Source organism: Pseudomonas grandcourensis (assembly GCF_039909015.1).
In the GTDB taxonomy this organism is placed as follows: Bacteria; Pseudomonadota; Gammaproteobacteria; order Pseudomonadales; family Pseudomonadaceae; genus Aquipseudomonas; species Aquipseudomonas grandcourensis.
Genome location: NZ_CP150919.1, coordinates 1,642,190 through 1,662,602, shown reverse-complemented (window position 1 = coordinate 1,662,602; position 20,413 = coordinate 1,642,190). Strand labels below are relative to the sequence as shown.

General features: G+C 60.6%; 20 protein-coding genes. 14 read left to right on the top strand and 6 right to left on the bottom strand.

What is annotated here, in order from left to right; all coding sequences use genetic code 11:
- Positions 1 to 66 precede the first annotated feature (66 nt).
- From AABM52_RS07380 to AABM52_RS07370, 3 genes are read left to right on the top strand one after another with little or no spacing between them, the layout of a single operon-like run.
- Complete coding sequence (locus tag AABM52_RS07380; protein ID WP_347911128.1) at positions 67 to 1,425, top strand: TolC family outer membrane protein; 1,359 nt, start codon at positions 67 to 69, stop codon at positions 1,423 to 1,425.
- A gap of 16 nt (positions 1,426 to 1,441) precedes the next feature.
- Complete coding sequence (locus AABM52_RS07375) at positions 1,442 to 3,601, top strand: type I secretion system permease/ATPase (RefSeq protein WP_347911127.1); 2,160 nt, start codon at positions 1,442 to 1,444, stop codon at positions 3,599 to 3,601.
- A 9-nt stretch (positions 3,602 to 3,610) separates the two neighbouring features.
- Positions 3,611 to 4,966: an HlyD family type I secretion periplasmic adaptor subunit gene (locus AABM52_RS07370; RefSeq protein WP_223458075.1), complete on the top strand. Its 1,356-nt coding sequence runs from the start codon at positions 3,611 to 3,613 to the stop codon at positions 4,964 to 4,966.
- Positions 4,967 to 5,111: 145 nt separating this feature from the next.
- On the opposite strand, the gene AABM52_RS07365 is transcribed toward AABM52_RS07370, so the two are convergent.
- Together AABM52_RS07365 and AABM52_RS07360 are read right to left on the bottom strand one after the other, a co-directional pair.
- Positions 5,112 to 5,708: a DTW domain-containing protein gene (locus tag AABM52_RS07365; protein ID WP_347911126.1), complete on the bottom strand. Its 597-nt coding sequence runs from the start codon at positions 5,706 to 5,708 to the stop codon at positions 5,112 to 5,114.
- Between the two features lie 5 nt (positions 5,709 to 5,713).
- The gene (locus tag AABM52_RS07360) at positions 5,714 to 6,607 is read right to left on the bottom strand and encodes a LysR family transcriptional regulator (RefSeq protein ID WP_007972518.1); all 894 of its coding nucleotides are present in this window, start codon (positions 6,605 to 6,607) and stop codon (positions 5,714 to 5,716) included.
- A 374-nt stretch (positions 6,608 to 6,981) separates the two neighbouring features.
- On the opposite strand from AABM52_RS07360, the gene speB reads away from it, so the two are divergent.
- From speB to AABM52_RS07330, 6 genes are all read left to right on the top strand, one after another.
- Positions 6,982 to 7,932 (top strand): agmatinase, encoded by a 951-nt coding sequence (gene speB / locus AABM52_RS07355; protein WP_007984912.1) that lies wholly within the window; start codon positions 6,982 to 6,984, stop codon positions 7,930 to 7,932.
- Positions 7,933 to 7,941: 9 nt separating this feature from the next.
- Complete coding sequence (locus AABM52_RS07350; RefSeq protein ID WP_347911125.1) at positions 7,942 to 8,364, top strand: nuclear transport factor 2 family protein; 423 nt, start codon at positions 7,942 to 7,944, stop codon at positions 8,362 to 8,364.
- A 55-nt stretch (positions 8,365 to 8,419) separates the two neighbouring features.
- Positions 8,420 to 9,931, top strand: a complete 1,512-nt coding sequence (locus AABM52_RS07345) for a cytosine permease (protein WP_347911124.1) — start codon at positions 8,420 to 8,422, stop codon at positions 9,929 to 9,931.
- A 175-nt stretch (positions 9,932 to 10,106) separates the two neighbouring features.
- Complete coding sequence (locus tag AABM52_RS07340; RefSeq protein ID WP_347911123.1) at positions 10,107 to 11,486, top strand: sodium:solute symporter; 1,380 nt, start codon at positions 10,107 to 10,109, stop codon at positions 11,484 to 11,486.
- Between the two features lie 85 nt (positions 11,487 to 11,571).
- On the top strand, positions 11,572 to 12,297 hold the full coding sequence (locus AABM52_RS07335) for an MBL fold metallo-hydrolase (RefSeq protein ID WP_347911122.1): 726 nt from the start codon (positions 11,572 to 11,574) through the stop codon (positions 12,295 to 12,297).
- Between the two features lie 70 nt (positions 12,298 to 12,367).
- Positions 12,368 to 12,619, top strand: coding sequence for an acyl carrier protein (locus AABM52_RS07330; protein WP_347911121.1), 252 nt, complete (start codon positions 12,368 to 12,370; stop codon positions 12,617 to 12,619).
- Positions 12,620 to 12,705: 86 nt separating this feature from the next.
- On the opposite strand, the gene AABM52_RS07325 is transcribed toward AABM52_RS07330, so the two are convergent.
- Positions 12,706 to 12,834, bottom strand: coding sequence for a PA1414 family protein (locus AABM52_RS07325; protein ID WP_007972508.1), 129 nt, complete (start codon positions 12,832 to 12,834; stop codon positions 12,706 to 12,708).
- A 135-nt stretch (positions 12,835 to 12,969) separates the two neighbouring features.
- Positions 12,970 to 13,863, bottom strand: coding sequence for a LysR substrate-binding domain-containing protein (locus tag AABM52_RS07320; protein WP_347911120.1), 894 nt, complete (start codon positions 13,861 to 13,863; stop codon positions 12,970 to 12,972).
- Between the two features lie 104 nt (positions 13,864 to 13,967).
- On the opposite strand from AABM52_RS07320, the gene AABM52_RS07315 reads away from it, so the two are divergent.
- Complete coding sequence (locus tag AABM52_RS07315) at positions 13,968 to 15,149, top strand: MFS transporter (protein ID WP_347911119.1); 1,182 nt, start codon at positions 13,968 to 13,970, stop codon at positions 15,147 to 15,149.
- Here the strand turns inward: AABM52_RS07315 and AABM52_RS07310 are convergent.
- The gene (locus AABM52_RS07310) at positions 15,094 to 16,026 is read right to left on the bottom strand and encodes a DMT family transporter (protein ID WP_347911118.1); all 933 of its coding nucleotides are present in this window, start codon (positions 16,024 to 16,026) and stop codon (positions 15,094 to 15,096) included. The two genes, AABM52_RS07315 and AABM52_RS07310, sit on opposite strands and share 56 nt — an antisense overlap.
- Before the next feature lie 194 nt (positions 16,027 to 16,220).
- Positions 16,221 to 17,057 carry a S1-like domain-containing RNA-binding protein gene (locus AABM52_RS07305; protein ID WP_347911117.1) on the bottom strand — a complete coding sequence of 279 codons (837 nt, stop codon included), beginning with the start codon at positions 17,055 to 17,057 and terminating at the stop codon, positions 16,221 to 16,223.
- Between the two features lie 351 nt (positions 17,058 to 17,408).
- Between AABM52_RS07305 and AABM52_RS07300 the strand changes: the two genes are divergently transcribed.
- The 4 genes from AABM52_RS07300 (at position 17,409) to AABM52_RS07285 (ending at position 20,402) form a co-directional block, all read left to right on the top strand.
- A complete protein-coding gene (locus tag AABM52_RS07300; protein ID WP_015096330.1) occupies positions 17,409 to 17,597 on the top strand; it encodes a hypothetical protein in 189 nt (62 codons plus the stop codon).
- Positions 17,598 to 17,803: 206 nt separating this feature from the next.
- Positions 17,804 to 18,526, top strand: coding sequence for a TorF family putative porin (locus AABM52_RS07295; protein ID WP_347911116.1), 723 nt, complete (start codon positions 17,804 to 17,806; stop codon positions 18,524 to 18,526).
- A gap of 77 nt (positions 18,527 to 18,603) precedes the next feature.
- Complete coding sequence (locus tag AABM52_RS07290) at positions 18,604 to 19,479, top strand: DUF6279 family lipoprotein (protein WP_347911115.1); 876 nt, start codon at positions 18,604 to 18,606, stop codon at positions 19,477 to 19,479.
- 188 nt (positions 19,480 to 19,667) lie between these two features.
- A complete protein-coding gene (locus AABM52_RS07285) occupies positions 19,668 to 20,402 on the top strand; it encodes a thioredoxin family protein (RefSeq protein ID WP_347911114.1) in 735 nt (244 codons plus the stop codon).
- Positions 20,403 to 20,413 lie beyond the last annotated feature (11 nt).

Below are 20,413 nucleotides of genomic sequence, written 5' to 3'. Positions count from 1 at the left end.
TTTACTTATAAATATCGTCAAATAATTGGCGACAGATAAGCACCATAAGGAATCAGGGAGATGTACATGCGCCTATTAACCCCCCTCTGCAGCGCGGTTCTTTTGGCCATGGCCTGCTCGTCCCAGGCTCAGGCCATGACGCTGACCGAAGCGATCCAGAGCACCATTGCGACCCACCCGGAACTGGCGTCACGGGTGGACAGCCGACTGTCGGCGGATGAAGACGTGAAGGTCGCCAAAGGGGGCTTTTATCCATCGGTTGATTTGAACGCCGCCTACGGGCGCGGGTACAGCGATAACACCAATACCCGGGCGCTCGGCAATCACCACACCGAAACGCTCAATTACACCCAGTCCGAATTGCGCCTGCGGCAAATGCTCTTCGACGGTTTCAACACATCCAATGAAGTCGAACGCACCAAAGGCGTGGTCAACTCGCGAGCCTATTACGCTCAGGGTACGGCTCAGGACCTGGCGCTGCGCACCACCGAGGTCTACCTGGAAGTCCTCAAGCGCCGCGAACTGGTGACACTGGCCAAGAACAACCTGCAAGCGCACTTGCGGGTCAACGACCAGATCGGCCTGCGCACCCAGCGCGGCGTGGGCAGCAACGCCGATGCCGACCAGTCCAGCGCTCGCCGGGCACTGGCGGAAAACAACCTCGACACCGCCGAAGTCGATCTGGCCGATGCCGAGTCGAACTTCTATGCCGTTGTGGGGCGCATGCCCGATGAACTCGAAACCCCGCCATCGATTCGCGGGGAAGTCCCCACCTCCCTGCCCGAAGCCCAGCAGAGCATGGTGGAAAACAACCCTTACCTGAAATCCGCCCAGGCCGACGTGCAATCGGCCGAAAGCCAGTACGAAGTCGCCAAGTCGCCGTTCTACCCGCGCCTCGACGCCGAGGCGGCAGTGGGCGCGAACAACAACGTGCAGGGTGACGAAGGTCACGACAACGAATGGCGGGTCGGCGTGGTGATGAACTACAACCTGTTCCGCGGCGGCAGCGACAAGGCGCGCCTGGCCTCCGACTCGCACAAGATCAACCAGGCCATGGATATCCGCAACAATGCCCTGCGCCAGCTCAACGAGAACATTCACCTGGCCTGGAACGCCATGGTCAATGCCAAGAAACAAACTCCGACCGCCCGTGAATACGCCGACACCAGCAAGCGCGTGCGCATCGCCTACCAGGATCAGTTCGGCCTCGGCCAACGGACCCTGCTTGACCTGCTCGACAGTGAAAACGAGCTCTACAACGCCAACCGTCGCTACACCGAAGTGCGCTACACCGAAGAGTTCTCGATGTACCGTGTCCTGGCGAACATGGGCCAGTTGCTGAGCAAGCAACGGGTCGTACTGCCCGCCGACGCGATCGCCCAGACCGAAGTGAAAAACGAAGCTCATCTGCCTGAAATGAAGTAGTGCGCGGGAGCGTTCAATGACCAGCATGGAACCCGGCAACACCGGTGTCGATCCGCGCCTGAGCTTCGATGACCCGCTTCTGGACGGTCTGTTGATCCTCTGCAAACTCCACGGCGCGACGGTCAGTCGCGCCAGCCTCAGTGCCGGGCTGCCAATGGCACACCAACGCCTGAGCCTGGACCTGCTGCCCCGTGCAGCGGCCCGGGCCGGTTTGCAGGCGCGCTTGCTGCGCCGTGACCTCAAGGACATTTCCGCGCTCAACCTGCCCGTGTTGCTGTTGCTCAACAACGGCCGAACGGCCGTCCTGCGCCGTTATGGCGAGGACGGCAAGGTGCTGATCCTGCCCAGTGAAGCCGACGGCGGCGAACAATGGCTCAGCCCCGAGGAGCTGGCTGAACACTATAGTGGCCAGGCGTTATTTGCCCGGCCACGCCACGAACTCGAAGACTTGCGCTCGCCGCTGGTACCTCGGGTCCAGGCCTGGTTCCGCGATACGCTGAAGTTGTCGAAATGGCTGTACAGCGATGCGATCCTGGCCAGCTTCCTGATCAACCTGCTGGGCCTGATGGTGCCGCTGTTCGTGATGCAGACCTACGATCGCGTGGTGCCGAACCAGGCCACTTCGACCTTGTGGGTACTGGCGATCGGTCTGCTGATCGGCACCGCATTCGAGTTGGTGCTGCGGGTCGTGCGCGCGCACTTGCTGGATACCGCCGGCAAGAAAACCGATGTAATTCTGTCGGCCACCCTGTTCGAGCGCATCACCGGCATGGCGATGAAAGCGCGGCCGGCGACCATCGGTGGCTTCGCCCAAAGCATTCATGACTTCCAGGGCCTGCGGGAATTCCTCACCGCCGTGACCCTCACCAGCCTGATCGACCTGCCCTTCTGCCTGCTGATGCTGCTGGTGATCGGCTTGCTCGGTGGCTGGCTGGTGGTGATCCCGATACTGGCGTTTCCCATCACCATCCTCTTCGCCATGGTGATCCAGGTGCGCCTGCGCGATACCGTGCAGAAAAGCCTCAGCCTCGGCGCCGAACGCCAGGCACTGTTGATCGAAACCCTCAGCGGCCTGGAAACCCTCAAGGCCTGCAGCGCCGAAAGCGAACGCCAGCACAAATGGGAAAGCACCCACGGCGCCCTCACCCGCCTCGACAGCCACGCGCGCAACCTCTCGGCCCTGGCCACCAACGGCACGCTGTTCATCCAGCAACTGTCCGGCATGGCAACCATCGTCGCCGGGGTCTACAGCATCATCGCCGGCAACCTCAGCGTCGGTGCCCTGGTGGCCAGCTACATGCTCGGCAGTCGGGTGCTGGCGCCACTGGGGCAGATCGCCGGCCTGATCACCCGCTACCAGCAAGCGCAACTGACCATGAAAAGCACCGACGCGCTGATGGGCCTGCCCCAGGAGCGCGACCCCAGACAACGGCCGCTGGAGCGCACCCAACTGCAAGGCGCGCTGGATGTTGTCGGCGTGACCTTCCACTACAACGGCCAGAGCTCTCCCGCCCTGGCCAATGTCAGCTTCAGCGTGAAACCCGGCGAGCGCGTCGGCATCATCGGCCGCAGCGGCTCAGGCAAAAGTACTCTGGCGCGACTGGTGATGGGCTTCTACGAACCGGATGAAGGCCAGCTGCTGCTCGATGGCCTGGACCTGCGGCAACTGGACGTCGCCGACCTGCGCCATCAAATCGGTTACGTCGCCCACGACCTGCCGCTTCTGGCCGGCAGCCTGCGTGACAACCTGACCCTCGGCGCGCGCTACATCAGCGACTCACGCATGCTCGAAGTGGCAGAAATGACCGGCGTGACCGAACTGGCCCGACAACACCCGCAAGGCTTCGACCGGCCCGTGGGCGAACGCGGGCAACTGCTGTCCGGTGGCCAGCGCCAGGCCGTATTGTTGGCCCGGGCGATGTTGCTCGACCCGCCGATCATGCTGCTCGACGAGCCCACCAGCGCCATGGACAACAGCAGCGAAGACGTATTGCGGCAAAAACTTCACGGCTGGGTTCAGGGCAAGACCATCCTGCTGGTGACCCACCGCACCTCGATGCTGAGCCTGGTGGACCGGTTGGTGGTGCTGGACAACGGACGGATCGTCGCCGACGGTCCGAAGGAAGCGGTCATCGATGCACTGCGCAAGGGCCGTGTCGGCTCTGCGGCCGTCTAGGAGTAGCCCATGTCTGCCGATCAAGGATCCCGTGGCTACTTCGACAGTTTCAACAAAAGTGCCGAAACCGAGTTCATGCCGGAAACCGCCGGTGCTTCCTTGCAGGACTCACCGCGCTGGTCGCGAATCACCGTGTGGCTGGCCGCCGCGCTGGTAGTCAGCGCACTGGTCTGGGCCAAATTCGCCGTGTTGCAGGAAGTGACCATGGGCGAAGGCAAGGCGATTCCCTCGAGCAAGGTCCAGGTGATCCAGAACCTGGAGGGCGGCATCGTCACTGAAATTTTCGTCCGTGAAGGACAAATGGTGAACAAGGGCGACACCTTGCTGCGTCTGGATGACACCCGCTACCTGTCGAACAAGGGTGAAAGCGAAGCCGATCGCTACGCCTTGACCGCGCAAGTCGAACGGCTTTCGGCCGAAGCCGAAGGCAGGCCGTTCAAGCTGTCAGAAGAAGTGATCGCCAAGGCTCCGCAAGTGGCCGAAGACGAGCGCTCGCTGTACGAGCAGCGGCAACGGCGGCTGGCCAGCGAACAACGCACCCTGAGCGAACAACTTCGGCAAAAAACCCAGGAATTGGCGGAATTTCGTTCAAAACAGGGGCAGTTCAGCTCAAGCCTGGCGCTGCTGCAACAAGAGATGAACATGTCCACACCGCTGGTGGGCACAGGTGCAGTGTCACCCGTGGAAATCCTGCGCCTCAAACGCAGCGCGGTGGAGATTCGCGGCTCATTGAACGCCACCACACTGGCGATTCCCCGGGCGGAATCGGCGATCAACGAGATCAAAAGCAAGATCGACGAGTCGGAGCAAACCTTCCGCTCGGAAGCCGCCAAAGAGCTGAACGAGAAACGCACAGACCTGTCGAAAATCACAGCCTCAAGCATTGCCATCGACGACCGCGTGACCCGCACCACCGTGGTCTCGCCGGTGCACGGCATCATCAAGGTGTTGAAGGTCAACACCATTGGCGGCGTGGTCCAGCCCGGCAGTGACATGGTGGAAATCGTGCCGCTGGAAGACAACCTGCTGATCGAAGCCAAGGTGCGGCCACAGGACGTCGCATTCCTGCACCCGGGCCAGAAAGCCATGGTCAAGTTCAGTGCCTACGACTACACCATCTACGGCGGCCTGAGCGCCAAACTGGAGTTGATCGGCGCCGACACCATCACCGACGACAAGGGCAACAGTTTCTATCTGATTCAGGTGCGTACCGACAAAAACCATTTGGGCGGGGATGTGAAACCGCTGCTGATCATCCCGGGGATGGTAGCGACGGTGGACATTATTACCGGGGAGAAAACGGTGCTGGATTACTTGCTTAAACCGGTGTTGAAAGCGCGGACCGAGGCGATGCGGGAGCGGTAGGCAGTATCCAGAATCTGCGGTGACTGATCTGCCGCCATCGCGAGCAAGCTCGCTCCCACAGTGTCCGCGTCGAACGCAAATTCTGAGAACGCCAGTAAACCTGTGGGAGCGAGCTTGCTCGCGATGGGGCCATGACAGGCACCGACTATTTCGGCCCATGGTTACGCTGAAAAATTTCCTCCCCCATCGCCGCAATCTGCCCCTCGATCAACGCCTCGAACGGCTTCAGCAACGGCGCAAACGTCGCCGGCGCTTCGAGGGTTTCCAGCGCCTGCACAATCGCCTCCACCGTCGACAACGCCCCCGGTCCCGGCGCCTTGCGCAAGCGATAGCGGGATACACCGCCCTCGGCCAGCGTCACCCTCGGCAGCGCCGCCAGCAGCGGATTGAGGTGCAACATCTTGCGCGCCTTGCGCCAGGTGCCGTCGGGGACCACCAGCAACAAGGGTTCGTCTGTCGCGGCACAAGCCTGCATCGGCTGGGCATCTTCGTCGGGAAACAGCAACCGCGCCCGATACCCCGGCTGATTCAACAGCGCCGGCAAATCCTCAAACACCTCGCCGACGATCAACTCGGCATTTTTCAACCCGAGCGCCGCCAGGCGCGCGGTGTTCAACGCATGGTTCACTTCGCTCGGATGCTGCAACAGCAACACCCGGGTGCGGCTGTCGAGGCTCGGGATCAATGGGCACAGGCAGTGGCTTTGCGGGCGCAGGCAGCGCGGACATTGAATTCTGGACATCGTCTTTACGCCTGATTCAGTTGTGCTTTGAGCAGATCACGGAAGGTCTGGATCAGCGGCTCGCGGCTACGGCCCCGACGCACGATCATCGAGAACGGCGCCTGATAACCGAAGGTCGCCGGCAGCAACACCCGCAAGTCACCCTTGTCGGCCCAGGCCTGGGCGTAGTGCTCCGGCAGGTAGCCGATGTAGGCGCCGGACAGCACCAGAATCAACTGGGCCTCCATACTTTCCACCGTCGCGGCGCTGTGCTTGAAGCCATGCCGCGCCAGTTCGGCCTGGCTCCAGTAGCCACGACCGACCATGCGCTGCTGGGTGATGACTTGCTCGGGAATGCGCCGCTCGTTGAACAGCGGATGCCGCGTACTGCAATACAACCAGTGTTGTTCACGGTACAGCGGCATGTAAACAAGACCGCTCATGCGCGTGGAAAACGCACCGATGGCCAGGTCGAGGCGGTTGTCCTGCACGCCGAGTTGCAATTCGTAAGGGCTCATCACCGACAGGTGCAAGTGCACGGCCGGGTGTTCCTGGCTGTAGGCGCCGATGGCTTCGGCGAACGGGAGGGCCTTGTCGCTGACGGTGGAGTCGATCACTCCCAGGTTCAAGGTACCGCGCAACTCGCCCTTGAGGGCGGCGGCGTACTGCTCGAAGCCTTCGAGTTCGCCCAACAGACGCAGGGTTTCCTGATGGAACAGCTCGCCCTTGCTGGTCAGGCTGAAACCGCCACGGCCGCGATGACACAGCACAAGGCCAAGGGCTGCTTCGAGCTGGCTCATGTAGGTGCTGATGGCCGACGTCGAGAGATTGAGCTCCTGCTGGGCGTTGGCGAACCCCTGATGGCGCACCACGCTGACGAAGATGCGCAATAGTTTCAGGTCGGGTAAAGCGTTGGCCATCAGACACTCCAAATACAAAGGTCACACGCTGCTCTAGGTGGAATGCACATCACTGTGGCGAGGAGGCTTGCCCCCGTTGGGCTGCGCAGCGGCCCCAAACCCGTCATCCGGGATGCATCAGACAAACCGCGTCAACGTGATTTACGGCGGCTGCGCCGCCGAACGGGGGCAAGCCCCCTCGCCACATTGGTTCTGCGGATGTCCGTGAGTCTATCGCTGTCCCAGCCATTAGTTTAGAAAAATCTGAACTAAGTATTTGCCCGTAGCGATTCTTCCCGGCCACTACATTTCGCAGAATCGGCCCACAACGGTGCCCGTCCCTTCCGTGAACGGCGCAACCCAATAAATAAAACAACGACGATGAGGCCCTACCCGTGGACAAGATTCTTCACCAACCACTGGGCGGCAACGAAATGCCGCGCTTCGGCGGCATCGCCACCATGATGCGACTCCCCCATTTGAATACCGCTGCCGGTCTGGACGCTGCCTTCGTAGGCGTGCCCCTGGACATCGGTACCTCCCTGCGTCCCGGCACCCGTTTCGGGCCTCGCGAAATCCGCGCTGAATCGGTAATGATCCGCCCGTACAACATGGCGACCGGCGCTGCGCCGTTCGACTCGCTGTCGGTTGCCGACATCGGCGACATCGCGATCAACACCTTCAACCTGCTGGATGCCGTACGGATCATCGAAGAGTCCTACGACAACATCCTCGAACACGATGTGATCCCCCTGACCCTGGGCGGCGACCACACCATCACCCTGCCTATCCTGCGTGCCATTCATAAAAAGCACGGCAAGGTCGGCCTGGTGCACATCGACGCCCACGCCGATGTAAACGATCACATGTTCGGCGAGAAAATCGCCCACGGCACCACCTTCCGCCGCGCCGTCGAAGAAGGCCTGCTGGACCCGGACCGTGTCGTGCAGATCGGCCTGCGCGCCCAGGGCTACACCGCTGACGACTTCAACTGGAGCCGCAACCAGGGCTTCCGTGTGGTTCAGGCCGAAGAGTGCTGGCACAAATCGCTGGAGCCTTTGATGGCTGAAGTCCGCGAAAAAGTCGGCGGCGGTCCTGTTTACCTCAGTTTCGACATCGACGGCATCGACCCTGCCTGGGCACCGGGTACCGGCACCCCGGAAATCGGCGGTCTGACGACCATTCAGGCGATCGAGATCGTTCGTGGCTGCCAAGGCCTCGACCTGGTCGGTTGCGATCTGGTAGAAGTCTCCCCCGCTTACGACACCACCGGCAACACCTCGCTGCTGGCCGCCAACCTGCTGTACGAAATGCTCTGCGTACTGCCTGGCGTAGTCCACCGCTGAGGATTGGTCATGAATGAACGTGATCAGGTGCTCAAAGCCGCCGCCGACCTGGTGTCCGCTTTTGCCCGTAACGATCGCGAAGCCTACTTCGGTGCGTTCAGCGCCGATGCCAGCTTCGTCTTCTACACCCTCGAACAACCCCTGCTGTCGCGCGACGCCTATCAGGCGATGTGGGACGGCTGGCGCTCCGAGGATGGCTTCGAGGTGCTCTCGTGCACCTCAAGCAACGCTTTCGTCAGCCTGCGGGGTGACGTGGCGATTTTCATCCATGACGTAGCCACCGAGTTGCGCATGCAAGGGGAGCAACACTTCAGCCAGGAGCGCGAGACGATTGTTTTCAAGAAACAAGCGTCTGGCCAAGAACAACAAGGCCTATGGCTGGCCTGCCACGAACATTTGTCCGCGATGCCGGAAGGGCTGCCAACCCCTTAGCCAACACAGGTGATGCTCACGCACGATGAGCGCGCCTTTATGATCGGAGCAGATCATGAATAACAAAAACAACGAAAAAAGCCTTAGCAGCATCGAAACAAACGGGGTCGAACAGATCCCGGACAATGAGCGTGACGCCAAGCCCAGCGATCTGTTTCGCCTGATCTTCGGCGGCGCCAATACCTTTGCCACCGCCGTGCTCGGCAGTTTCCCGGTACTGTTCGGCCTGTCCTTTCAGGCTGGCGTCTGGGCGATTGTGCTGGGCGTGGTACTTGGCTCGCTGATCCTGGCGCCGATGGGCCTGTTCGGCCCCATCAACGGCACCAACAACGCCGTTTCTTCCGGTGCGCACTTCGGCGTGCACGGGCGAATCGTCGGCTCCTTCCTGTCGCTGCTGACCGCTATCGCCTTCTTCTCGCTCTCCGTCTGGAGTTCGGGCGATGCGCTGGTGGGCGGTGCCAAACGCCTGATCGATCTGCCGGAAACCGATCTGACCCTGGGCCTGGCCTACGGTCTGTTCGCGCTGCTGGTATTGACCGTGTGCATCTATGGCTTCCGCTTCATGCTGTGGGTCAACCGCATTGCGGTGTGGGCGGCCAGTCTGCTGTTCCTGCTGGGGGTTTTCGCTTTCGCCCCTGCATTCGACAGCCAGTACGCCGGCACCGTCGCCATGGGCCAGGCCGGTTTCTGGGCTGCGTTCATCGGGGCAGCATTGGTCGCCATGAGCAACCCGATCTCCTTCGGTGCGTTCCTCGGCGACTGGTCGCGCTACATCCCGCGTGATACGCCCAAAGGCCGGATCATGGTGTCGGTGATTGCCGCGCAACTCGCCACGCTGATTCCGTTCCTGTTCGGCCTCGTCACCGCCACCATCGTAGCGGTCAAGGCACCGGACTACATCGCGGCCAACAACTACGTCGGCGGCCTGCTGGCGGTATCGCCGAGCTGGTTCTTCCTGCCGGTGTGCCTGATCGCGGTCATCGGCGGCATGTCCACCGGCACCACCTCGCTCTACGGCACCGGCCTGGACATGTCCAGCGTGTTCCCTCGGGTGCTGTCGCGGGTCAAGGCCACGTTGCTGATCGGCGTGATGTCGATTGCCTTCATCTTCATCGGGCGCTTCGCGGCCAACCTGGTGCAGAGCGTGTCGACCTTCGCCGTGCTGATCATCACCTGCACCACCCCGTGGATGGTGATCATGATCATCGGCCTGCTGGTGCGTCGCGGCTTCTACTGCCCGGATGACCTGCAAGTGTTCACCCGCGGCGAGAAAGGTGGCCGCTACTGGTTCACCCACGGCTGGAACTGGCGTGGCCTGGGTGCCTGGATCCCGAGCGCGGCCGTCGGCCTGTGCTTCGTGAACCTGCCGGGTCAGTTTGTCGGGCCGCTGGGCGAAATGGCCGGTGGTATCGACATCAGCCTGCCGGTGACCCTGGGCCTGGCCTCGCTGGTGTACCTGGCGCTGCTGAGCCTGTTCCCGGAATCGAGCGCAGTGTTCGGTCCGAACGACCCTCGCAGCCAGAGCACGGATTCGCTCGCTCAACCGGCGACGCGTCAAGCCGTCTGATTCAACGAACTAAACGCACTACCTGTGGGAGCGGCGGTGCGACGATTCGACTTGCCCGCGAAGACGGCAGCACATCCAACATTGATGTGACTGACAGACCGCTTTCGCGAGCAAGATCGCTCCCACAGGTTGATTTTCAGCCTCACATAAAAAAGACAATCGGAGACACGCAACAATGGCTTTGGATTTATTCGTCGTACTCATCTACGCCGCCGCGATGCTGATACTCGGCTACTACGGCATGCGCAAGGCCAAGACCAACGAAGACTTTTTGGTCGCCGGTCGTAACCTCGGCCCGAGCCTGTACATGGGCACCATGGCTGCCACCGTCCTGGGTGGCGCGTCCACCGTGGGCACCGTGCGTCTGGGCTACGTGCATGGCATTTCCGGTTTCTGGCTGTGTGCGGCCCTGGGTTGCGGGATCGTGGCGCTGAACCTGTTCCTCGCCAAGCCGCTGCTGAAACTGAAGATCTACACCGTTACCCAGGTGCTGGAAAAACGCTACAACCCGATGGCCCGCTCCGCGAGCGCGGTGATCATGTTGGCGTATGCGCTGATGATCGGCGTGGTCTCGATCCTGGCCATTGGCACCGTGCTGCAAGTGCTGTTCGACCTGCCGTTCTGGCTGTCGGTATTGGTCGGCGGTGGCGTGGTGGTGATTTATTCGGCGATCGGCGGCATGTGGTCCCTGACCCTGACCGACATCGTCCAGTTCGTCATTAAGACAGTCGGCCTGATGTTCATCCTGTTGCCGATCTGCCTGTACCGCGTTGGCGGCTGGGATGAGTTGGTATTGAAACTGCCGGCAACTGCCTTCAGCTTCACCACCATCGGTTGGGACACCATCATCACCTACTTCATGATCTACTTCTTCGGGATCCTGATCGGTCAGGACATCTGGCAACGGGTGTTCACCGTCAAGACCGCTAAAGTGGCTCAGGTTGCCGGTACTGCTGCCGGTATCTACTGCATCGTTTATGGTCTGGCCTGCGCCCTGATCGGCATGGCCGCTCACGTGCTGATCCCGGATCTGGATAACGTCAACAACGCCTTCGCCGCCATCGTCAAACTGTCCCTGCCGGACGGTATCCGTGGTCTGGTGATTGCTGCTGCACTGGCCGCCATGATGTCCACCGCCAGCGCCGGCCTGCTCGCCGCTGCCACCACCCTGACCGAAGACCTGCTGCCGAAACTGCGCGGCGGTAAACAGTCGAGCCTGGCGATCAACCGCCTGTTCACCCTGTTGACCGGCATCGTGGTACTGGGCATCGCTCTGGTCGTGAACGACGTGATCAGCGCCCTGACCCTGGCGTACAACCTGCTGGTAGGCGGCATGCTGATCCCGCTGATCGGTGCGATCTTCTGGAAACGCGCCACCACCGCCGGCGCCATCGCCAGCATGGGCATGGGCTTTGCCACTGCCCTGCTGTTCATGTTCAAGGATGGTCTGGATGCCAACAGCCCGATCTACTACAGCCTCGGTGTAGGCCTGGTAAGTTTCGTGGTGGTGAGCTTGATGTCCCGCCGCCCGGCAGCAGTGGCCAGCGCTGCCTAAGCTGAACATAACGACTTGATGCTTTCTTCGACGAGTGTGGCGTCGGTTGCCACACTCGTTTTTTTTCGTCTGGAGAAAACTACTGATGAAGATCGTCAGCCGCGATCATTGGTTCGAAGTCAAACATCTCAGCGACGGCATCCGCTTGATTCACGAGCCGTACATCCGCCCCTTCTACCGCTGCAACCTCTGGCACATCCAGGGCCGTGACAAAGACCTGCTGCTGGACAGCGGCTCCGGCCTGGTCAGCCTCCGCGAGCAACTGCCGTGGATCACTGAGCGGCCGCTGGTGGCCGTGGCCAGCCACTGCCATTTCGATCACATCGCCGGTCATCACGAATTCGCTGAACGGCTGGTGCACCCGGCCGAGGCGGACATTCTCGCCGCGCCCGATGGCGACAACGACCTGAGCAAAGCCTTCGTCGGCGACGACATGTTCGAGGCGCATCCCGATTGTCCGCTGTGCTACGCCGAATACCGGGTCAAGGCCGCACCGGCCACGGGGTTTGTAGAAGATGGAGATGTGCTGGACCTGGGCAATCGGGTATTGCAGGTCGTGCACACACCGGGACACTCACCGGGTGGCATCTGCCTGTACGAAGCCGCCACTGAGACCTTGTTCAGCGGCGACATCATCTACGACGGCCCGCTGATCGAAGACGCCTACCACTCCAACCTCGATGACTACGCCCGCAGCCTGCAACGCTTGCACGCACTATCGATCCGCACGGTGCATGGCGGGCATTTCGGCAGTTTTTCCGGGGAGCACTTGCGCAACATGATTGACGAGTGGCAGCGCTCACACAGCTAAAGCCTGCTGTACTCAACGGCAGGAACTGCACCGGCAGGAAGAACGACACCCACTTCCTCGAAGAACGATCATGAAAGAAGCCGCCCTACGTGCTGTCGTACATCGCTACATCAGCCGCCTGCTGGAAGGTCGGGATGACTTCGACGACAACGCCAGCCTGGCGCAGTTGGGATTGGATAAAAATGATATCGAGGAGCTGATCTTCCATCTGGAAGATGAACTGGGTGTCACGGCGTTTACGGCTGAGGAGGACCGGATGCTCAAGACCGCCAGGACAGCGAATGATTTGAGCCGGTTCTTGCTTGAGATCGAACAGTACTAAGGCTGGTGATCAAACGTACACGAAGCGGCAAGGGAGCTTGCTCCCTCGCCACGGGAAACCTTTCACCTGTCAGATGATTTCTGCCATTACCGGCGTCGCTGCTGGCGCCGACGTTGTTCGTCATCAGTACGAACAGGCACGGGTTGCAGTGGCGGTTCGATCAAGCCGAGAGCGACGCCCAAGTCATGCAGCCAGTTTTGGATTTTCTCTTTCATGGTGCCCCCTTCAGGGTAATGCCGAGCGGCCAAAGTTCTGTAGCCCCTTCGTACAGATAATAGTCCGAAGTCCTACTCAATGCTCGCGCAAAGTCACAATGATCTGTTACTGAATCCATCACAATCAGCCTGTGTTCAGGCAATTTCCTGTACCCGCACCCGTGCCGGCGGAAAAACCACCTGTTGCTGCTCGATCCAGGCATTCAGGTTGGCCCCGACCATGCCCTTGCGCCACATCAGCCAGGTGGTAGCACTGGCGAACGGTTCGGCCAACGGATGCACGGCCACACTCTCACGACCCGGCAGACTGGCGAGCATCGACTCCGACATCAGCGCCACTCCCGAACCGGCAATCACGCATGCCAGCATCCCCGGATAGGACTCGATCTCCATCGCCCGGCCCATGGCCGCATGGTCATGGGCGAACCAGGCTTCCAGGCGCATGCGGTAGGAGCAGCCCTGGCGAAAGGTGAACACCGAGCGACCTTGCACATCCAGTGCGCTGCGCACGGGTGGATGGTCGGCCTCGCTGATCAGCACCAGGCGCTCGTCGCACAAGGGCACCCCGTCGAGCCCGGCCAGTTCCAGGGGGCCATCCACCAGCGCCGCATCGAGCCGACCGGTGAGCAGGCCATCGAGCAATTCACCGCTGGGCCCGGACTGTACTTGCAGGTTCACCGCCGGATACAGGCGGTGGTAGTGCGCCAATAGCCCCGGAAGGTGAATCGCCGCCGTGCTGTACATGGTGCCGAGCACGAAGTCGCCCGCCGGCTGCCCACCCTGCACTGCCGCGCTGGCTTCGTCGCGCAAGGCAAACAACCTGGCGGTGTAGTCCAGCAACACTTTTCCCGCAGGCGACAGCTGCAAACGCTGACGTTCGCGCAGGAACAGTTCGACGCCCAGTTGCTCTTCCAGCTGTTTGAGTCGGGTCGACAGGTTCGACGGCACTCGATGCAGCCGTTCAGCGGCCCGGGTGATGGACCCTTCTTCCGCCACCGCCTGGAAGATGCGCAATTGGCTGAACTCCACGATATTCTCCAAAAAAGAACAAGTTACTCACTATTATTCATTTTTAAAGAAAGTCAATCAGTCCTAGCCTGACGGTCATTGATCCTCCAGACGGAATCCAGACCATGTCTCCCCTGATCCGCTTATCCGCCAGTTTCGTTGCCCTGATGATGGCCATGGGCATCGGCCGTTTTGCCCTGACACCGCAACTGCCGCACCTGCTCAGCGAAGGCCAGATCGACCTGACCGCCGCCGGGCTGATTGCCGCCGCCAACTACCTCGGGTATTTCATCGGCGCGGTGGACGCCATGTTTTCCCGGCGGCCGGCGCAAGTGCGCCGGCGCTTGCTCGGCGGATTGTGGCTCTGCGTATTGCTGACCATGGCGTCGTTCTGGGCCAATGGTTTCTGGTCGCACCTGCTGCTGCGCTTCGGCACCGGCGTGGCCAGCGCCTGGGTGTTGGTGATGATTACCGCCCTGAGCCAACCGCTCGCGGCAGCGGCCGGTCGTCCTCGGCTCGGCGCCCTGGTCTTCGCCGGACCGGGTTTGGGGATTTTTCTGACAGGTCTGTTGGCCCTGGGCTCGAATCTGCTGGGCCAGACTTCCGCCACCTTGTGGCTGGTGTATGCCGCCGCAGGACTGGCGATGTTGCTGGGGATCCTGCCGTTCCTGCCACAACCGGGTGCCACCGCGACGGCTGCGCCCAGCGCCAGCGCGTCGGGCAATCAAGGCATCGCTCGCCTGGGCTGGATCTATGCCTTGTACGGATTGGGCTACATCATTCCAGCGACCTTTTTGTCGCAAATGGCCAATGCGCAATTTCATGGCCAATGGCAGGCCGACCTGTTCTGGCCATGCTTTGGTTTGGCGGCGGCAACCGGCGTGGTGCTGGTGAGTCTGCGGCGGCAAAAACCTGGCACCACGAGTCACTGGTTGATGGCGACGTTATGGCTGCAAGCCGCTGGTGTGTTCGCCTGCCTGCTGGGCAACGGGCCAGGCCTGGCGTTGGGTGTGATCCTGTGCGGCACGCCGTTCCTGGCCTGCATGCAACTGGTGATGCAACGCTCCCGGGAATTGGCGCCCCACGCCACCCAGCGCAATGCCGGCCTGCTGACGGCCTGCTTTGCCGTGGGCCAGCTCAGCGGGCCATTGCTGGCGGCGCTGAGCAGTCATTTCAGTGGCGGTTTGCAGCCGGCACTGGTGGTCGCCGGTTGCGGTCTGTTGATCGCCGGCGGTCTGCTGCTCGCGCCGGTCAGTGCTGCCCGAGGGCTTTGCGCAAACGACGGCGCAACCACTGCTCGGCGCTGACAAAAGTGATGCCCGCCAATACCAGCACGGCACCGATGACGAAGTTCAGGCTCAGTTCCTCGCCGAGCAGCACCACACCGAAGGTGACGCCGAACAATGGCGTCATGAACGAAAACACCGCGAGGTTGGCTGCCAGGTAACGGCGCAGCAGCCAGAACCAGATCAGGTAACTGAAGAACGACACGACCACGCCCTGAAACAGCACACTGGTCACCGCCACGCTGGTCAGGCTGACATGGGTGATCTGGCCGCTGAGCAGCGCAATCAACAACAAGCCGAAGAAGCCGACAATCAACTGATAGAACAGCGTCAGGGTCACCGGCGCTTCCGACAGGCGCGAGGCGCGCACCACCACCGTGGTCGCGCCCCAGGCGGCACCCGCCAGCACACCCAAGGCATCGCCCATCAACATGCGGTAATCAAGGTTGTCCCAGGACACCCCGCCGGCAAACGCAATGGCAATCCCGATAAAGGCCAGGACAATCCCCAGCCATTGCAACGGCCGCAATCGCTCACTGGGCAGCAACCAGTGCACACCCAATGCGGTGAAGATCGGCGCGGTGTAGAGGAACACCGACATGTGCGCAGCCGTAGTCAGTTGCAGGCCTTCGGAAATGAAGAAGAACTCCAGGCCGAACAAGGCACCGGCCAACAGACCGCCGCGCCAGGTCGCACCCACCTGGTTCCAGCCGCCCTTCCAGCAGATCAGCAGCCCGACCAGCAACGCCGACATACCGGAACGTCCGGCCGCCTGCATGACCGGCGCGATATCGGCCGCCGCCCACTTGATCATCACCTGCTGCACGCCCCAGACCAGGCACAACCCGACCATCACTTGCAGGGCAAACCCGTCGGCGCTGCGCCGGGTGGCGCTCACCGGAACACCTCGAAGACACAATCCATGGCAAAGACTCGGCAGTAAAAGCAAAGCCCCGGCCTTCTCGTTGAAAAGAAATCACCGGGGCGAAGAATCATGTTGTCGATTATTAACCAGAAGGCCAGAAAATGCCGCCTGCCAGAGACCTCTACTTCTCTGCTTGCGCCATCCTGGCCCTCTGTATTGTCAGCGTATCAACTGAGTTCGATGCGATCGGCATGAATGACAATCTGGCCATTCTTGTACAACGCACCGATGGCCTTCTTGAAGTTGCCCTTGCTGACACCGAACAGGCTGCTGATCAACGCCGGATCGCTCTTGTCGCTGACCGGCAGGGTGCCGTTGTTTTCGCGCAACTTGGCGAGGATCTTCGAGTTCAGGCTGGTGGCCGCTTCCTGGCCGACCGGTTGCAGGCTCAGGCTGATCTTGCCGTCGGCGCGAACTTCCTTGATGAAGCCCTTTTCTTCTTTACCGGCGCGCATGAACTTGAAGATTTCGTTCTTGTGGATCAGGCCCCAGTGCTTGTTGTTGATGATGGCCTTGAAGCCCATGTCCGTGGCCTCGGCCACCAGCAGATCCACTTCCTGGCCCGCGGTGTAGTTGGCCGGGGTCTTGTCCAGGTAGCGGTCGAGACGTGCGGTGGCGGTGATGCGACGAGTGTGCTTGTCCAGATAGACGTGCACCACCACATACTCGCCCGCCGTCATCTGGCGCTTCTCTTCGGAGAACGGCAGCAACAGGTCTTTCGGCAACCCCCAGTCCAGGAATACACCGATACTGTTGACTTCAACAACTTTCAAACTGGCGAATTCACCGACTTGAACTTTCGGTTTTTCAGTAGTTGCGATGAGTTTGTCATCGCTGTCCAGATAAATAAAAACGTTGAGCCAGTCTTCATCTTCGGTAGGAATATCTTTTGGAATATAACGATTAGGCAGAAGAATTTCGCCATCCGCGCCACCGTCCAGATATAAACCGAAGTTAGTGTGTTTAACCACTTGCAAACTGTTGTAACGCCCGACTAAAGCCATGTCCAATACCCTCATTGCGTGGGCGGCATTCTACCCGGTTTTAAGCGCCGCGTTCGGCAGCCGGCCCGGTGGCGCGAGAAAATCCTCTGAAACCCTTAATTTTCCCGGGGTTTCATCCCGCGCTCGGCCGCTCGTCAGGCCGTTCCGGGCATTTACGCCATGCCCAGGCAGGCGTCACGCGGTATTTTCCAAGGCAATGTTATTATTTAAAACAGCGACTTAGGTGCATATTTCGAATATTGGCCGGTGACTAATTACCCCGCCCCCACGAATATGCCGAGGGGATATTTGCCAAGCAATTATCAGGTAATTCCTGTACGATGCCTGGCCAAGTTAATTTTCTACAGGTTAATGGCCGCCATGCGCGTAAAAGCATCCACCAGCAAAGCAAAGCCAGCTCCAGCCGTCGAAACCAGCGAATCGATCAACAGCCAGATCGCTGCGTTCCTCAAGTCCGGCGGTGAAATCCAGCAAATTGCCAAAGGCGTCAGCGGCCAGACGTTCGGCCCGTCCAAGCAGATCACTTTGGGCAAAAAGTAATCCCCTCGCGTCACCTGGTCCCAAAGCGCTTTGAGCTTCGAAGCGCTTGGACTGGAACCCTCGATACTCCCGCGCCCCCCCTTCAAATCGTTTAGAAATCGACGAACGGCCTTCATTGCCGATCATTCGCCGGTATCCTTGCACACGTCTGGATCAAGCGTTTCAGCGGGCCCACCAGCCTGTCCTCGCTGTTCATGGAGTGACGCATGTTCAAACCTTTCTATCTATCGGCATTGCTCACCAGCCTGCTGGTCTGCTCCGCGGCACACGCACAAATCTTTCAGCGTGAGCTGGGGGGCTTCGACCTCAAGCTCGGCACCACCCCCACCCGCAGCATGGCCCAGGGCCTGGTCAAACCCTCGGCCGTCGGCTCGTTCCACGGTGGCCTGGACCTAAGCCACGACAGCGGTTTCTACGTGGGCCAATGGTCGCCCAGCATGGGCATCAGCCCGGGGAAAAACCTCGAGCTCGATTCCTACTTGGGCTTTAAACAACCCTTCGACCAAACCCTCGGCTACGAAGTGGGCCTGATCCGCTACAGCTACCCCGAAGTCACGACCCCTGACAGCCAGGAACTGTTCGGCGGCCTGACCTTGCTCGGCAGCCGTTTCGGCATCGCCTTCAGCAATGACCCGGACAAACAGAACAACACCCTGTTCGCTGACTTGAGCGGCAATCAACCGTTTGGTGTCGGCGTCAGCCTGAAATACACCACTCACCAATTCAATACGCCAGTGGCGGTGGATGGCGGGTATGTAGGCAGTTTTACCGATTGGTCGCTGAAATTGACCCGTCCGTTCATGGGCATCGACCTCGACCTGATCTACAGTGACTCCAGCCTGAGCGGCAGCGGTTGCTCGGCTTATGCCGGACACAATAGCCAATGCGACGGGCTGGTGACACTCAAGGCCGAACACGCGTTCTATTGATCGGCTGAACTGCCGGGCTCTTCCCGGGTTCACATGAGAATCAGACCCCGAAGACTGGCTTTCGCAAGGATTCGCCCATGTCCCGCTGGTTCAAACATATCGCCTTTGTGCTGACCATCGCCCTCGCCCTCGCCCTCGGCGCGTGCAGCCGCGTGGGCCTGGCCTACCGCAATCTCGACGTGATCATCCCGTGGACGCTCAGCGACTACCTGGACATGAACGGCGAGCAGAAAAGCTGGCTGGACGAACGCCTGAAGGAACACCTGAGCTGGCACTGCACCACCCAACTACCCGGCTACCTCGACTGGCTGGACCGCCTGCAAACCATGATTGCCACCAATCAGGTCACCGATGCCGCCTTGCAGGCCCGCGCCCGTGAAGCCGAACAGGCGATCGCCGAGACCGCGCGGGAAATCACCCCGTCGGCCATCGAGTTGCTGCAAGGGCTGGATGACAAGCAAGTCGCCGAAATGAACGATGCCTTTGCCAAGGACCAGCGCAAACGCCAGGAGGAATACCTCAAGCCTTCCCTCGACCAGCAGATCAAGGAACGCGGCGCGCGCATGGAGAAGCGCCTGAATGACTGGCTCGGGCCACTGAGCACTACCCAGCAACAGCGGGTAGCCACATGGTCCAACGCCCTGGGCGAGCAGAACTCCCAGTGGCTTGCCAATCGGGCCCATTGGCAAAAGCAGTTCAGCGCGGCCGTTGCCCAACGCCAGAGCCCCCAATTCCCACAACGCATCGAGACACTTCTGGTCAATCGCGAGAGCTTGTGGACGCCCGCCTACCGTCAGGCCTTTGCCAACACCGAGGCCCAGGCGCGCTCGCTGTTCGTAGATCTGATGGCTGAAAGCACGCCGAACCAACGCGCACGACTACTAAAGAAAATTGAAGGCGTGAGGAAGGACTTCAGCGACTTGAAGTGCCTGAAAGCGGCGAAACAAGGCTGACTGCAACACAAGTCCCCTGTGTGCGAGCCTGCTCGTCCGGCACCTGTCGCGGGTGATCATTGCCGGGAATACTGCTGTCGATCAGACGGGCATTTGCTGACGACCGACCGGCGGTATGTCGAAATCCAAGCGAGCCAAACGACTAGGCTGTGTAAGTCACCTCCCCGCCCCACGCAGGAGAAAACAACATGAATATTCAGAATCATCCCGTCGTATCGCGGGAAGAATGGCTCGCCACCCGCAAACAGCACCTTGCCCACGAAAAAGCCTTCACCAAGGAAAGAGACCGGCTCAGCGCCGAACGCCGCGCCCTGCCCTGGGTAAAAATCGACAAGGACTACCACTTCCAGGGGCCCGACGGCGAACTGAAACTGGCGGACCTGTTCGGGGGGCGCAGCCAGTTGGTCATCTACCACTTCATGTTCGCCGAGGGCTGGGACGAGGGCTGCCCCGGTTGCTCGTACCTGAGCGATCACATCGACGGCGCCAACCAGCACCTGGCCCACCATGATGTGGCCGTGGTAGCGGTTTCCCACGCACCGTTCGCCGAATTCCAGGCCTTCAAACGGCGCATGGGCTGGAAGTTCGACTGGGTGTCATCGGCAGGATGCGATTTCAACTACGACTTTGGCATCTGTGCCCGGGCCGAAGAGGTCGCAGCCGGAAAGGCTACGTACAACTACGAAAAAACTGACGGAGCCGAGGAAGAACTTCCCGGTCTGAGCGTGTTTTATCGCAATGACGCCGGAGAGATTTTCCATACCTACTCCACCTATGCCCGGGGCCTGGACATGCTGGTCGGCGCCTACAACTACCTCGACCTGACGCCCAAGGGTCGCAACGAAGACGAAATCATGGAGTGGGTGCGGCATCACGACAAATATGAGGAACAGGAGAAGTCGAGCTGCTGTCATGGTGGTTAGCCCCAGACACC